General features: G+C 67.6%; 12 protein-coding genes. 4 read left to right on the top strand and 8 right to left on the bottom strand.

What is annotated here, in order from left to right; all coding sequences use genetic code 11:
• Positions 1-9: 9 nt before the first annotated feature.
• The 3 genes from D8S75_RS05700 to trxA form a co-directional block, all read right to left on the bottom strand.
• On the bottom strand, positions 10-267 hold the full coding sequence (locus D8S75_RS05700; protein ID WP_119964981.1) for a type B 50S ribosomal protein L31: 258 nt from the start codon (positions 265-267) through the stop codon (positions 10-12).
• A 99-nt stretch (positions 268-366) separates the two neighbouring features.
• Complete coding sequence (gene rho, locus D8S75_RS05695; protein ID WP_119964980.1) at positions 367-1629, bottom strand: transcription termination factor Rho; 1263 nt, start codon at positions 1627-1629, stop codon at positions 367-369.
• Between the two features lie 266 nt (positions 1630-1895).
• Positions 1896-2228, bottom strand: a complete 333-nt coding sequence (gene trxA, locus D8S75_RS05690) for a thioredoxin TrxA (protein WP_119964979.1) — start codon at positions 2226-2228, stop codon at positions 1896-1898.
• 192 nt (positions 2229-2420) lie between these two features.
• Here trxA and D8S75_RS05685 point away from each other — a divergent pair, with 192 nt between their 5' ends.
• From D8S75_RS05685 to D8S75_RS05675, 3 genes are all read left to right on the top strand, one after another.
• Positions 2421-3773: a TIGR03862 family flavoprotein gene (locus tag D8S75_RS05685; RefSeq protein WP_119964978.1), complete on the top strand. Its 1353-nt coding sequence runs from the start codon at positions 2421-2423 to the stop codon at positions 3771-3773.
• 79 nt (positions 3774-3852) lie between these two features.
• Positions 3853-4779: an FHA domain-containing protein gene (locus tag D8S75_RS05680; RefSeq protein WP_198673151.1), complete on the top strand. Its 927-nt coding sequence runs from the start codon at positions 3853-3855 to the stop codon at positions 4777-4779.
• 56 nt (positions 4780-4835) lie between these two features.
• Entirely contained in the window at positions 4836-5549 is a 714-nt protein-coding gene (locus D8S75_RS05675) for a hypothetical protein (RefSeq protein WP_119964977.1), read from the top strand.
• A gap of 18 nt (positions 5550-5567) precedes the next feature.
• On the opposite strand, the gene D8S75_RS05670 is transcribed toward D8S75_RS05675, so the two are convergent.
• From D8S75_RS05670 to D8S75_RS05650, 5 genes are all read right to left on the bottom strand, one after another.
• Positions 5568-6818 carry an acyl-CoA dehydrogenase family protein gene (locus tag D8S75_RS05670; protein ID WP_119964976.1) on the bottom strand — a complete coding sequence of 417 codons (1251 nt, stop codon included), beginning with the start codon at positions 6816-6818 and terminating at the stop codon, positions 5568-5570.
• 30 nt (positions 6819-6848) lie between these two features.
• Complete coding sequence (locus tag D8S75_RS05665; RefSeq protein WP_119964975.1) at positions 6849-7931, bottom strand: phosphotransferase; 1083 nt, start codon at positions 7929-7931, stop codon at positions 6849-6851.
• A gap of 11 nt (positions 7932-7942) precedes the next feature.
• Positions 7943-8662 (bottom strand): Crp/Fnr family transcriptional regulator, encoded by a 720-nt coding sequence (locus tag D8S75_RS05660; RefSeq protein ID WP_119964974.1) that lies wholly within the window; start codon positions 8660-8662, stop codon positions 7943-7945.
• 220 nt (positions 8663-8882) lie between these two features.
• Positions 8883-9662, bottom strand: coding sequence for an oxepin-CoA hydrolase, alternative type (locus D8S75_RS05655; RefSeq protein ID WP_119964973.1), 780 nt, complete (start codon positions 9660-9662; stop codon positions 8883-8885).
• A gap of 28 nt (positions 9663-9690) precedes the next feature.
• Positions 9691-11211: a 3-hydroxyacyl-CoA dehydrogenase gene (locus tag D8S75_RS05650; RefSeq protein WP_119964972.1), complete on the bottom strand. Its 1521-nt coding sequence runs from the start codon at positions 11209-11211 to the stop codon at positions 9691-9693.
• A gap of 82 nt (positions 11212-11293) precedes the next feature.
• Between D8S75_RS05650 and D8S75_RS05645 the strand changes: the two genes are divergently transcribed.
• Positions 11294-13489, top strand: coding sequence for a type IV pilus assembly protein FimV (locus tag D8S75_RS05645; RefSeq protein WP_157982593.1), 2196 nt, complete (start codon positions 11294-11296; stop codon positions 13487-13489).
• The last annotated feature ends 26 nt before the right edge of the window (positions 13490-13515 follow it).

Genomic DNA, 13515 nt, shown 5'->3' with positions numbered 1-13515 from the left:
AGCGCTGGCTTACTTGGCAGCGGTCTTGCCGAAGCGGTTGCGGAAGCGCTCCACGCGGCCGCCCATGTTGTCCACCGACTTTTGCGTGCCGGTGTAGAAGGGGTGCGACTCGCTGGTGGTGTCCAGCTTGAACAGCGGCAGTTCGCGGCCGTCTTCCATCTTGATCATTTCCTTGGCGTTCACGCACGAGCGCGTGACGAACTTGAAGCCGTTGGACATGTCCTGGAAGCAAACTTCGCGGTAGTTGGGGTGAATGCCTTCTTTCATGGCGAATCCTTGTATGTATCAACTGCGGCAGCCACTGCGGCACCTATTTGCCGCAGCACTTTTCGCGAAAAGCCCTAAATTATCGCACGAATGGCGACGTCAGCCACCACGGCGCATCATGTCGAAGAATTCGACATTGCTCTTGGTGGCCTTCATGTTCTTGATCATGAGTTCCATCGACTCGATTTCGTCCATGTTGTACATGAACTGGCGCAGGATGCGCGTCTTCTGCAGGATCTCGGGTGCCAGCAGCAGCTCTTCGCGGCGCGTGCCGCTCTTGTTGAGTTCGATGGCGGGGAACACGCGCTTTTCGTAGAGGCGGCGGTTCAGGTGGATTTCGCAGTTGCCCGTGCCCTTGAATTCTTCGAAGATCACTTCGTCCATGCGGCTGCCGGTGTCGACCAGCGCCGTGGCGATGATGGTCAGCGAGCCGCCTTCCTCGACCTTGCGCGCCGCGCCGAAGAAGCGCTTGGGGCGCTGCAGCGCGTTGGAGTCCACGCCGCCCGACAGCACCTTGCCCGACGAGGGCACGACGTTGTTGTAGGCGCGCGCCAGGCGGGTGATGGAATCGAGCAGGATCACCACGTCCTTCTTCAGCTCGACGAGGCGCTTGGCGCGCTCGATCACCATCTCGGCCACGTGCACATGGCGCGCGGCGGGTTCGTCGAAGGTGGAGGCGATGATCTCGCCCTTCACCGTGCGCTGCATTTCCGTCACTTCCTCGGGGCGTTCGTCCACCAGAAGCACCATCAGGTGCACGTCGGGGTTGTTGGCCGTGATGGCGTGGGCGATGTGCTGCATCATCACCGTCTTGCCGCTCTTCGGGGGCGCGACGATCAGCGCGCGCTGGCCGCGGCCGATGGGGGCGATGATGTCGATGATGCGGCCGGTGATGTTCTCGTCGCTCTTGATGTCGCGCTCAAGCCGCATGTGTTCCTTGGGGAACAGCGGCGTGAGGTTCTCGAACATCACCTTGTGCTTGTTCTGCTCCGGCGGGCCGTCATTGACCTTGTCGAGCTTGGTCAGCGCGAAGTAGCGTTCGCCGTCCTTGGGCGTGCGCACTTCGCCTTCGATCATGTCGCCGGTGTGCAGGTTGAAGCGCCGCACCTGGCTGGGGCTGATGTAGATGTCGTCGGTGCTGGCGGTGTAGCTGGTGTCGGGGCTGCGCAGGAAGCCGAAGCCATCGGGCAGGATTTCCAGCACGCCATCGGCGAACACCTGTTCACCGGCCTTGGCGCGCTTCTTGATGATGGCGAACATCAATTCCTGCTTGCGCATGCGGCCGGTGTTTTCGATATCAAGCTCTTCGGCCTGCTTGAGGACTTCAGACACGTGCAGTGCCTTGAGTTCGTTGAGGTGCATGGAGTGACTCCTGGGCGGAGCGGGTATGAATCTGGGGGAAGCTGCTTAGCCGATCGGGCCGCTGCGAGCGGCCCTGGCGTGCCTGGGGATCTCCGGACGGGCCGCCAATGCATGCGGGCCAGAGATCAGGCGGAATTATGACAGGAAAAACGCTGTAGTTCAGCTCTGTGGAACGCGCCGTGGCCGGGGTCTTGGGCCGATGGCGCCGCCTAGCGGAGCCAGGGGCGCGGTAAGGGATGCCGGTGCGTCGTGGGGAAGGCCGTGGTTCAGGCCAGTTGCTGGTCGACGAAAGCGATCAACTGCGCCTTGCTCATGGCGCCCACTTTGGTGGCGGCGAGCTGGCCGTCCTTGAAGAGCATGAGCGTGGGGATGCCACGGATGCCAAAGCGTGCCGGAATTTCACGGTTCTCGTCCACGTTCATCTTGGCGATCGTGAGCTTGCCTTGGTAGGTGCCAGCCACTTCGTCGAGAATCGGGGCGATCATCTTGCACGGACCGCACCACTCGGCCCAGTAGTCCACCAGCACGGGCGTGCTGGATTTCAGAACGTCGGCCTCGAAGCTGGCGTCAGAAAGTTGTTTGATGAGTTCGCTTGCCATGCGCTTTCCTTACTGTGTGGTGCTGGTACGTATAAAGTCCATTCATTGTGACAGAAACGCCCCTGCCCCTGCCGGCTGCAAGGCTGTGCGGCGCTATGGCTGTCATAGCAAAAATCGATGGGCGCCGAGGGTGCCCGTCCCTCGCTTTTTCGCTGTATTTCCCTGTGTTGACAGGGCCATGAAAACACCAAAATGAACCAGACAATTTCTCCGTCATCCCTCCAGGCCGAAGCCGTCGTGGTGGGGGGCGGGCCCGCGGGGTTGATGGCTGCCGAGCAGCTGGCCCGCGCGGGCGTGGCCGTGCACCTGTTCGATGCCATGCCCACGGTGGGACGCAAGTTCCTGCTGGCCGGCAAGGGAGGGCTCAACCTCACCCATTCCGAACCATTTGGCGCCTTTGCCGAGCGTTATGGCCCGCGCCAGCGCTGGCTGCAGCCACTGCTGCAAGACTTCGGTGCCGCTGAATTGCGTGCCTGGGCCCTGGAGTTGGGGATCGAGACATTCGTCGGAACGTCAGGGCGTGTGTTTCCGTCCGACATGAAGGCGGCCCCCTTGCTCAGGGCATGGCTCCAGCGCCTGCGGGCCCTGGGGGTGCGTTTTCACATGCGCCACCGTTGGCTGGGCTGGGACGGGCAGGGCGGGCTGCGTTTTCAGTCGCCCTCGGGACCCGTGGTGGTGGCCGCGTCCACCGTGGTGCTGGCGCTGGGGGGCGCCAGCTGGGCGCGGCTGGGGTCGGACGGCGCCTGGGTGCCGCTCCTGGCCGAATGCGGCGCTCCCTTGGCGCCGCTGCGTCCCGCCAATTGCGGCTTTGACGTGCCGGCGGCCGATGCTGGAGAAACCCGGCGCGAATTCCTTCAGGAGATCATGGGGCGGCCGCCCGCACCTCCGGTGGGGTGGACGCGGCATTTCGCGGAGCGCTTCGCCGGCCAGCCCTTCAAGTCGGTGGCCATCGCATTCAACGGCCGTGATGGCCGCGCCTTCTGCCGCCGAGGCGAGTTCGTCGCCACGGCCACGGGTGTGGAAGGCAGTCTGGTGTATGCCGTCTCGGCCCTGCTGCGCGACGAGATTGAGGCCCACGGCAGCGCCACCTTCACCGTGGACCTGCTGCCCGACCACTCCCCCGAGCGCGTGCTCGCCGAGGTGCGACATCCGCGCGGTTCGCGCTCGTTGTCGAGCCACCTCAAGGGCCGGCTGGGGCTCGATGGCATCAAGATGGGCCTGCTGCATGAGCAACTCGGCAAGGATCGCCTGAACGACCCGCAGGCGCTGGCGCAGGCCATCAAGGCCGTCCCCGTCACCGTGGTGGCGGCGCGTCCGCTGGACGAGGCCATCAGCACGGCCGGTGGTGTCGCATTCGAGGGGCTGGATACGCACCTGATGTTGCAGGCCCGGCCAGGTGTGTTCTGCGCGGGCGAAATGCTGGATTGGGAGGCGCCCACCGGGGGCTACCTGCTCACGGCGTGCATGGCCACGGGCGTCCGCGCGGGCCAGGGAGCGGCCCGCTGGGCTGGTGCTGTCATGGCGGGGAGTGACCCGGCGGCGTGATCCTGGTCATGGATGGGATGCGCGATCCGTGTACTTGGTCTAAACTGGATCGTATGTCCACCAACATTGCCCTCTGCCCATGAGTTCTGTGTCCACGGTGGTTTTCGCGGACCTCTCGGGCAGCACGCTGCTGTTCGAGGCGTTGGGCAATGAGCGAGCCACCGAAACGGTGACGCGCCTGACCCAATGGATCGGCGAAGTGATCGAGGCTCATGGCGGACGGGTGGTCAAGAAGCTGGGCGATGGCGTGCTGGGTATCTTTGCCCAGGCGTGCCAGGCGGTTGGCGCCGCCGGTGAATTGCAGCGCAGCCACCAGATCCATCTGCAGCGCTGGCCGGTCGCAGTGCGCATGGAGATGCGCGTCGGCGTGGCCAGTGGCGAAGTGCTGGAAGTGGACGGCGACTCCTATGGCGATGCGGTCAATGTGGCCTCGCGCCTGTGCGAGCGGGCAGGCCTGGGCGAGATCTGGACCACGGATGTCACGGCCGTCGATGCCGGAGCGGTGCCGGGCATCCGCTTCCGCAAGCTGGGCGTGATTGAAATCCGGGGCAAGACCGAGGCCCAGATGATCTACCAGGCGGAATGGCGGGACAACGATGCCGTGGATGCGATGACCATGCAGGCGGCCTTGCCCAGCGCGATTGCGCCGCTGGACGTCTTTTTCGGAACCATCGAACTGTCCTGGCAGGAGGACAGCCTGTCCGTGGCCTCGGGCGATACGCCCGTGCACATCGGGCGGTCCAGTGCTGCGGAACTGTGCATCAGCGATCCCCGGGTCTCGCGCATGCATGCGCGCATCGACTGGCACAACGGAACGTTCACGCTCACGGACCTCAGCAGCTTCGGCACCTGGATTCGCTTCGAGGGCAGCGACACGGCGGTATCGCTGCGGCGCGATGCCTGCCTTCTGCATGGCCGGGGCCAGATCGCGCTCGGCATGCCGTTTGGCGCCGGCGCGCCGATGCTTGATTTCCATGTCACGGGCAGCAGCATGCACCTGGGCTGACGCCGGGGTCGATGGCGTTCCTGGCATGCTGCCGCCCGCTCTTGAGGGAGGACGCCATGCTCGAAAAACTTCTCAATGTGTTCACACGGGGCCATGCCCAGGCCGATGAGGCGGGCCTGGCGACGCCCACCCAGCTCGCGCAGTGGGCCGCAGGGCAGGGCTGGGCTTTCGCCTTCCAGGGCAAGCCGGCGCAGTTCCAGCTCGGCGGCCAGGTGGCCGGGCAGCCCTGGCGCATGGAGAGCGGCGCGCCCACGCGCGACTATGTGCAGGACACGGAGCTGCGTGCCCGGGTGGACATGCGGATCGCGCCTGAAATCGCCGTCATGGTGGTCAGCCGGCCGCTCAAGGAGGTACTGGAGGCGCGCATGTACGGCGCCATCACCGAGACCACGCAGACGGCGGTCGACGACAGCCTGCCGCAGGAAATGCGCTGGCTGTCCATCTATGAGGAATTGCGCTGGCCGGAATTGCCCGCGTCGTTCTCGCGTCTGTACGCCGTGGTGGGAGACCGGGCCGATCATGCCCAGCGCTGGGTGAACGCGGCCGTGGTGTCGCATCTGCTGATGGAGCGGGCAGAGGCGGAGCGCGCATTGGCGCCCCTGCTGCTGCTGCTGACCGATGGCAAGGTGTCGCTGCGCATGCAGACAACCCCCTGCCACCTGCCCGACCTGCGGTACGCGGCGGCGCTGTTCACCACGGCGGCCGCCATGGCGGCGCAGAACCTGCCACCGCCGCCCGATTCGCAGCCGGACACGCTCCCGCCCGGCTGAGCGGGGCGCGTCCCGGGTTCAGTGGGCGGCCTTGGGTGCCGCGTAGCGGCCGAGTTCCCACTTGGCGATGGCGTTGCGGTGCACTTCGTCCGGGCCGTCGGCGAAGCGCAGCGTGCGCGCCTGGGCATAGGTGAAGGCGAGCGGGAAGTCGTCGCTCACGCCGCCGCCGCCGTGCGCCTGGATGGCCCAGTCGATCACCTGGCAGGCCATGCTGGGTGCCACCACCTTGATCATGGCGATCTCGGTCTTGGCCACCTTGTTGCCGGCCACGTCCATCATCCAGGCGGCCTTGAGCGTGAGCAGGCGCGCCATGTCGATCTTGCAGCGCGCCTCGGCGATGCGTTCCTGCGTCACGGTCTGCTGGGCCAGCGTCTTGCCGAAGGCCACGCGCGAGATGGCGCGCTTGCACATGAGTTCGAGCGCGCGCTCGGCCAGGCCGATCAGGCGCATGCAGTGGTGGATGCGTCCGGGGCCCAGGCGCCCCTGGGCGATCTCGAAGCCTCGGCCTTCGCCCAGCAGGATGTTGGAGGCGGGCACGCGCACGTTCTCGAACAGCACCTCGGCATGGCCGTGCGGGGCGTCGTCGTAGCCGAACACGTTGAGGCCGCGCACGATCTTCACGCCGGGGGTGTCGGCGGGCACGACGATCATGCTTTGCTGCGAGTGCTTGGGTGCCTCGGGGTCGGTCTTGCCCATGGTGATGAGCACCTTGCAGCGCGGGTCCATGGCGCCCGAGGTCCACCACTTGCGGCCGTTGATGACGTACTCGTCGCCGTCGCGCTCGATGCGCGTGGCGATGTTGGTGGCATCGCTCGATGCCACGTCGGGCTCGGTCATGGCGAAGCCCGAGCGGAACTTGCCTTCGAGCAGGGGCTTGAGCCAGGCGGCCTTAATGGGCTCGGAGCCGTAGCGCGCGATGGTCTCCATGTTGCCGGTGTCGGGCGCGGAGCAGTTGAATACCTCGCTCGACCACAGCACGCGGCCCATGATCTCGGCGAGGGGGGCGTATTCCTGGTTGGTCAGGCCCGCGCCGTGGTAACCCGAGGCCTGGGCCGTGTCCACCGGCAGGAACAGGTTCCACAGGCCGGCGGCCTGGGCCTTGGGCTTGAGGTTCTCGATGGTCTGCAGCGGCGTCCAGCGCTTGCCCGCCGCCGTGTTGGCGGCCAGCTCGGCGGCGTATTCGGCCTCGGCGGGGTAGATGTGGTCGTCCATGAACTGGAGCAGCTTGGCCTGCAGTTCCTTGGTTTTGGGCGAGTAGTCAAAGTCCATGGGTTCTCCTAGAAAAACGGGTGGTGTGGCTCAGCGTTGGGCAAAGGACCAGGCCAGTTGCGCCAACGGGCGGGCGCCTTCGCCCGAGGCCTTGGCCTGGGCGCTCGACGCGGTGCCCGTCTCGACGCGCTTGGCAATGCCCTGCAGGATGGCGGCCAGGCGGAACAGGTTGTAGGCCAGGTAGAAGTTCCAGTCGGCGGCCAGCTCCTCGGGCGTGGCCAGACCGGTGCGTTCGCAGTACAGGCGGATGTACTCCTGCTCGGACGGGATGCCCAGGGCTGGCAGGTCCAGGCCGCCGATGCCGCGGAACTGGCCCGGCTGGATGTGCCAGGCCATGCAGTGGTAGCTGAAGTCGGCCAGCGGGTGGCCCAGCGTGGACAGCTCCCAGTCGAGCACGGCGATGACGCGCGGCTCGGTGGGGTGGAACATGAGGTTGTCCAGGCGGTAGTCGCCATGCACGATGGACACGCGGTTCTCGTCGCGCGCGCTGGCGGGCATGTTCGCGGGCAGCCAGGCCATGAGCTTGTCCATCTCCTCGATGGGCTGGGTGATGGAAGCCACGTACTGCTTGCTCCAGCGGCCGATCTGGCGCTCGAAGTAGTTGCCGGGCTTGCCGTAGTTGGCCAGGCCGCGCTCGGCGAACTTCACCGTGTGCAGCGCGGAGATGACGCGGTTCGACTCGTTGTAGATGGCCGCGCGCTCTGCCGGTGTCATGCCGGGCAGCGACTGGTCCCAGAGCACGCGGCCCTGCATGAATTCCATCACGTAGAACGCGCGGCCGATCACGGACTCGTCCTCGCACAGCGCATGCATGCGCGGCACGGGCACGTCGGTACCCGCCAGGCCGCTCATCACTGCGAACTCGCGCTCGATGGCGTGGGCCGAGGGCAGCAGCTTCGCCACGGGGCCCGGCTTGGCGCGCATCACATAGCTCTTGCCGGGCGTGATGAGCTTGTAGGTGGGGTTGGACTGACCGCCCTTGAACATCTCGACGCTCAGGGGGCCTTCGAAACCTTCGAGGTTCTGCTGCAGCCAGGCGCCGAGCGCCGCGGTGTCGAAGGCATGCTGCCCGGAGACGGCACGGGTGCCGATGAAATGGTCGAAATTGCTCATGGGGTTGGTGGTCAGTTGTCGATTTCGGAGACGTGCATCAGGGCTTCGCGGTCACGCACGACCAGGCCACCCGGTTCGATGCGGATGATGTCCTCGCGCTCCAGGGCCTTGAGTTCCTGGTTCACGCGCTGGCGCGAGGCGCCCAGCAGCTGCGCCAGTTCTTCCTGCGCCAGCTGCAGGCCGATGCGCATCTCGTCGCCGTGCGACAGGCTGGGAATGCCATAGCTGCGCACCAGGTGCAGCAGCTGCTTGGCCAGCCGGGCGCGCAGCGGCAGGGTGTTGAGGTCTTCCACCAGGCCGTAAAGCTGGCGGATGCGCCGCGCGTGCAGGCGCAGCATGGCCTCGTACAGCTCCACGTGCGTGGCCAGGATCTTCTTGAAGTCGGCCTTGGCCACGCACAGGATGGTGGTGTCGCCGTGCGCATAGGCATCGTGCGTGCGCCGGTCCCCGTCGAAGATCGCCACGTCGCCGAACCAGATGCCCGGCTCGACATAAGTCAGCGTGATCTGCTTGCCCGAGATCGAGGTCGAGCTCACGCGCACCGCGCCCTTGGCGCAGGCGATCCATTCCTCCGGCGGCTCGCCGCGGGCGGTGATCAAGGCACCATCCTTGAAGCGTTTGACGTAGGCGCATCGCAGTATGTCGTGTCGGAGCGAGGGTGAGAGGGAAGAAAACCAGCGACCGGAGTTGATCGCTTCACGTTCTTCGATAGTAAGAATCGGGTCGTCCATGGTCTGTCTTTTGGGTGACTGAGTACGCGTCCATTGTCGCGTGAGGGACCCGCCGCCGGCATGGGGGTTGTCACCTGCGTGTCTGTCGCGCAGGGCGTTGCCGCGCGCAGGCACACGCCATCCTCGGCATGTGCCTTATTATTTGATATGAAAACGGTTTGTAGCGATTGCTGGTATTGCGCTGGCAGCTATCTATTTGATAGCTATTTTTTTGCCGCGATCAGCGGTAGCGCGGCGGGCGCTTTTCCAGGAATGCGGCAATGCCCTCGCCTGCGTTGGCGTGGTGCAGGTTGCGCACGAAATGCTGGCGTTCCAGGCCCAGGTGGGCGCTCAGCGGGTTGTGGCGCGCCTCGTCCAGCAGCTCCTTGATGCTGGCCAGCGCGTTCGGGGCGCGGTCATTCAGCGTCTGCGCCAGTTCCAGCGCAACGGACAGCGCGGCGCCGGGTTCGGCCAGGCGGTTGACCAGGCCGAGCGCGTGCAGGCGCTCGGCGTCCAGCGCATCGCCGCACATCAGCAGCTCGGCGGCCAGGGGGCGGGGCAGGGCGTGAGCCAGGCTCCAGCTCGCGCCGCCGTCGGGCGAGAGGCCGACCCGGCTGTACGACATGGCGAACCGGGCGTTGCGCGCGGCCACCACCAGGTCGCAGGCCAGTGCCAGCGCGAAGCCGGCGCCAGCCGCGGCGCCCTCCACGGCGGCGATCACCGGCTTGGGGTAGGCGCGTATGGTCTCGATCCAGTTGTGCAGCGCGTCGATGCTCTCTTCCTGCACCTGCGCCCCCAGCGCGCGATTGGCCTGCAGGCGCTGCAGGTTGCCGCCCGCGCTGAACATGCCGTCGGCGCCGGTGATGACCACGCTGCGTACTTCGGTGCCGCGCTCGGCGCCGTTCAGCGCCTCGGTGCCGGCGGCGTAGATGGCGGGGTCCAGCGCGTTGCGCAGGCCGGGGTTGCTGAAGGTCAGGACCAGGGTCTGGCCGTGGCTGGTGCTGCGGAGTTCTGCGGGCATGGTGGCAAAAGGCGCTGGAGCGAAGCCGTCATTCTTCCACGTGCTGCAGGCTCAGGCCGATGGCGCCGCGCCGGCGCAGCCATGGGCTGGGGCGGTAGCGCGGGTCGCCGTAGACGGTCTGCAGGTTGAACAGCACTTCCAGGATGTTGGTCGGGCCCCAGCGGTCGCCCATGGCCAGGGGCCCGAGCGGGTAGCCCAGGCCCAGGGTCACGGCGGCCTCCAGGTCGCGCGGCGTGCAGATGCGCTGCTGGCAGATGTCCGCCGCGATGTTCACGATGGTGGCCACCACGCGCTGCGTGACGAAGCCGCCGCTGTCGCGCACCACGCTCACGGCCTTGCCGTCGCGCGCCATCAGGGCGTGCGCGGCGTCGCGGATGTCGATGCGCGTGACCGGGTTCGTGGCCAGCACGCGCCGGCGCGTGGCGCTTTCCTCGACCAGCATGTCGATGCCGATGGTGCGCGCCGGGTCCAGGCGCTCGACCACGGCCACCGTCGTGATGTCGAAGCCCAGCGGCGCGACCAGGATGATGGCGCCGGCCGATGGCGCGGCCCCGGTCTCGATGTCCGCGCCCAGGTGCTTGAGCATCTGGTAGATCTCGGGGCGCCGCGCCGCGCGGGGCGAGACCCACACCGGTGGAATGCTGTCCACCACGGGCGCGGACGCTTCTTCGGGAACCTGGGCCACGTTGCCGTCATAGCGGTAGAAGCCCTCGCCCGTCTTGCGGCCCAGCAGGCCGCCGGCCAGGCGCTGGGCGGTGATGACGCTGGGGCGAAAGCGTGGTTCTTCGTGGTACTGGTGGTAGACCGACTCCATCACCGGGTGCGAGACATCGAGCCCCGTCAGGTCCATGAGCTCGAACGGGCCGATCTTGAAGCCCGCCTGGTCGCGCAGGATGCGGTCCACGGTGGCGAAATCGGCCACGCCCTCGCCCACGATGCGCAGCGCCTCGGTGGTGAAGCCCCGGCCCGCGTGGTTGACGATGAAGCCCGGTGTGTCCTGCGCCAGCACCGGGGTGTGGCCCAGGGCGCGCACCTGCTCGGCCAGCGCCGTGCACAGCGCGGGGTCGGTGCGCAGGCCTGGCACCACCTCCACCAGCTTCATCACCGGCACCGGGTTGAAGAAATGCAGGCCCGCGAAGCGCTGTGGCCGCTGCAGCGCCGCGGCTATGGCGGTAACCGACAGCGACGAGGTGTTGGTGGCCAGCACCGCGTCGGGCCGCAGCAGCGCTTCGAGCTCGCGCAGCAGCGCCTGCTTGGCGTCCAGGCGCTCGACGATGGCCTCCACCACCAGATCGCAGCCGGCCAGCGCCGCCAGCGTGTCCACCGCCTGCAGCCGCGCGGCGCAGGCCGTGGCTTGCTCCGCGTCAAGGCGGTTCTTCTCGACCATGTGCTGCCACTGCTGCACGATGCTCTGGCATGCGGCCTGTGCCGTGCCGGGCTGGGCATCGTGCAGCAGCACCCGGCTGCCGGCCTGGGCCATCATCTGCGCGATGCCGCGCCCCATGGCGCCGGCCCCGACGACCCCTACGAGCGGAAAATGATTTTTCATAGCATGATTATGGCTCCAGCCTTGCTGATAGGCGCGATCGATAGGTTTTGTGCAAGAATCAAGCGCAGAACCGAGAATGAATGTGAATTTTCGTAACGCACTGATCACGATCTGCCTGGGCTCCGCGGCCTGCGGGGCCGGAGCCCTCTCGCTCGGCAATGCCCGGGGCGTGGTGGTGCTGGGCCGACCCATCGATCTGGCCTTCGACGTCCACCTCGAACCCGGCAAGGCGCTGGAGGATGCGTGCGTCACGGCGGACATGGTGTCCGGAACCACCCCGGTGTCCAGCGGGCGGGTGCGCGTGACGCCACTGCCCACGCTGCCCGGGCGTCCTGCCGCCGTGCGCGTGCAGTCCACCTTCCTGGCCGATGAGCCCATGCTTGCCGTGACCCTGCATGTTGGCTGCTCGGGCAAGATCGCGCGCACCTACACCTTCCTGTCGGAGCTGCCCGACACCATTGCCGCTTCCTCGCGCCCCGTCGCCATTCCCGTGGCCGAGGCGGTGACGGGCGCCATGGCCGCGCCCAGCGCGCCGGTGGCCCCCGCCAGCGCACCCGGCGTTCGGCGCCCGGCGCAGGCCGTGCCGGTCGTGCCGAGCGATGCGGCCCCCGCGCCCCGTCAGCGCACCGCGCGCGCCAGCCAGGCCCCGGAGGCGGCCCCAGCCGCCACGCCACGCACCCGGCCCGCCGCCACATCCAAGGCCAGCCGGCGCGCCAACGCCGCGCGCGCGCCCGAGTCGCCGCCATCGCGCCTGGTCATCGAGCCGCTCGAAGGCTGGCCCGATACCAGCGGCACGCCGCTGCGCATGACGCCGGAACTCTCGCTGCCCTCGGCCTCCACCACCGACCAGCAGCGCGCGCAGGCGCAGGCCGCATGGCGGGCGTTGAACATGCTGCCCGAAGACCTTCTGAAGGAAGGCGCACGCACGGCGGAACTCAATACCGAGCTGGCGCTGGTGCGCGCCCAGGCCGACAAGGACCGCGCCGCCACGCAGCAACTGCTGGAGCGGCTGGAGAAGGAAAAGTCCGAGCGTTATTCGGGCACCATCGTCTACCTGCTCCTGGCCTTGCTGGTCACCGTGGTGGCCTGGGCGGCCTGGATGGCGACGCGCCTGCGCGCCGTCTCGCTCCAGGCCCAGGAAGCGTGGGCCGGCGCCGTGGCGCAGCAAGCGTCGCCCGGCCCCGAGCCGGAGGACCACTGGCTGCATTCCGCTCCCCAGGATTCCACGCCCGACTTCCTGCACACCCCGGCGGTCGTGCCTTCCGCCATGGAGCCGGCACCCGAGCCCTCGGCTCCCAGGGAAGCCCCGGCGCCCGTGGCGCCCCTTGTGAAGGCAGAGCCCGTGCCGCCCCCGCGGCAGGCGGCCCCGCAGCCCTCCCTGTTGATCAACCCCGAGGAGCTGTTCGACCTGCAGCAGCAAGCGGAATTCTTCGTGTCCGTGGGCGAGCATGAACAGGCCATTGGCGTGCTCAAGCTGTACATCGCGAACAACAAGGCCACGGCACCAGCCGCCTACCTCGAACTGCTGCGCCTGTACCGCTCGCTGAGTCGGGTGGAGGACTTCAACCAGTTGCGCGCCCAGTTCCACGAGCATTTCAATGCCCAGGTGCCGCAGTTCGCGGCCTTCAACCAGCCTGGACGCTCGCTGCTGGCCTACCCGTCCATCCTGGCCCAGGTCGAGGCCCTCTGGAGCGATGATTCGGTGCTGCCGTTGCTCGGCAGCCTGCTTTTCCGTGGCGCGGACGCGGTCGAGGAGCGTTTCGACCTTGCCGCCTACGACGATCTGCTGCTGCTCAACGCGATTGCCCGCACCACGCCGCCCTCCGCGCGCGGCGCGCCACCGCCGCGCCAGCGCACCACGCCGCTGGTCGTGGAGGAGGATGCGCCGGCCGCCCCGCCGCCGGTGGGACCATCCGCCGGAGCGGCCGTGGACCTGCTGTCCAGCAGCGGCCTGCCCGATGGCGGCGACAGCCTGCTCGACTATGACCCCGACTGGCTGCTGGAACTGCCCAAGGGCCCCGCGCCAGCGCCCCGGCCCGCCGCCGCGCCCCAGCCCCCCCCCACCGTGCCGCCGGCCGCTGGCCTGGGTGTTCCGCTCGATTTCGATCTGTCCGCCCCGTTCGCCGACGACCCGGTGCCCTTGCCGCCGATCACCCAGAGCGACCTGCCGCCCATGCCCGTGACCAAGGGGCCGGAGCCGGGCCAGGCAGTGGGCTTTGGCGCCAACAGCGACCGCTTCGAGGCGCGCCACGATCCCGACGAGCGCAAGCCCAGCTGAAGAGAATCAAAACAAAAAGCGCTGGA

The sequence above is a fragment of the Simplicispira lacusdiani genome (genome assembly GCF_003604195.1).
Classification (GTDB): Bacteria; Pseudomonadota; Gammaproteobacteria; order Burkholderiales; family Burkholderiaceae_C; genus Simplicispira; species Simplicispira lacusdiani.
Note: the sequence above shows the minus strand (reverse complement) of the source record. Positions and strands in the feature narration are given on the sequence as shown.

Bases quoted from the DNA above. Each gene is read 5' to 3' on its own strand.
- D8S75_RS05670 (WP_119964976.1), bottom strand. From the start codon at position 6,818: ATGGACTTTGACTACTCGCCCAAAACCAAGGAACTGCAGGCCAAGCTG.
- D8S75_RS05655 (WP_119964973.1), bottom strand. From the start codon at position 9,662: ATGCCCGCAGAACTCCGCAGCACCAGCCACGGCCAGACCCTGGTCCTG.
- D8S75_RS05685 (WP_119964978.1), top strand. From the start codon at position 2,421: ATGAACCAGACAATTTCTCCGTCATCCCTCCAGGCCGAAGCCGTCGTG.
- D8S75_RS05700 (WP_119964981.1), bottom strand. From the start codon at position 267: ATGAAAGAAGGCATTCACCCCAACTACCGCGAAGTTTGCTTCCAGGAC.
- D8S75_RS05675 (WP_119964977.1), top strand. From the start codon at position 4,836: ATGCTCGAAAAACTTCTCAATGTGTTCACACGGGGCCATGCCCAGGCC.
- D8S75_RS05660 (WP_119964974.1), bottom strand. From the start codon at position 8,662: ATGGACGACCCGATTCTTACTATCGAAGAACGTGAAGCGATCAACTCC.
- trxA (WP_119964979.1), bottom strand. From the start codon at position 2,228: ATGGCAAGCGAACTCATCAAACAACTTTCTGACGCCAGCTTCGAGGCC.
- D8S75_RS05650 (WP_119964972.1), bottom strand. From the start codon at position 11,211: ATGAAAAATCATTTTCCGCTCGTAGGGGTCGTCGGGGCCGGCGCCATG.
- D8S75_RS05680 (WP_198673151.1), top strand. From the start codon at position 3,853: ATGAGTTCTGTGTCCACGGTGGTTTTCGCGGACCTCTCGGGCAGCACG.
- D8S75_RS05665 (WP_119964975.1), bottom strand. From the start codon at position 7,931: ATGAGCAATTTCGACCATTTCATCGGCACCCGTGCCGTCTCCGGGCAG.
- rho (WP_119964980.1), bottom strand. From the start codon at position 1,629: ATGCACCTCAACGAACTCAAGGCACTGCACGTGTCTGAAGTCCTCAAG.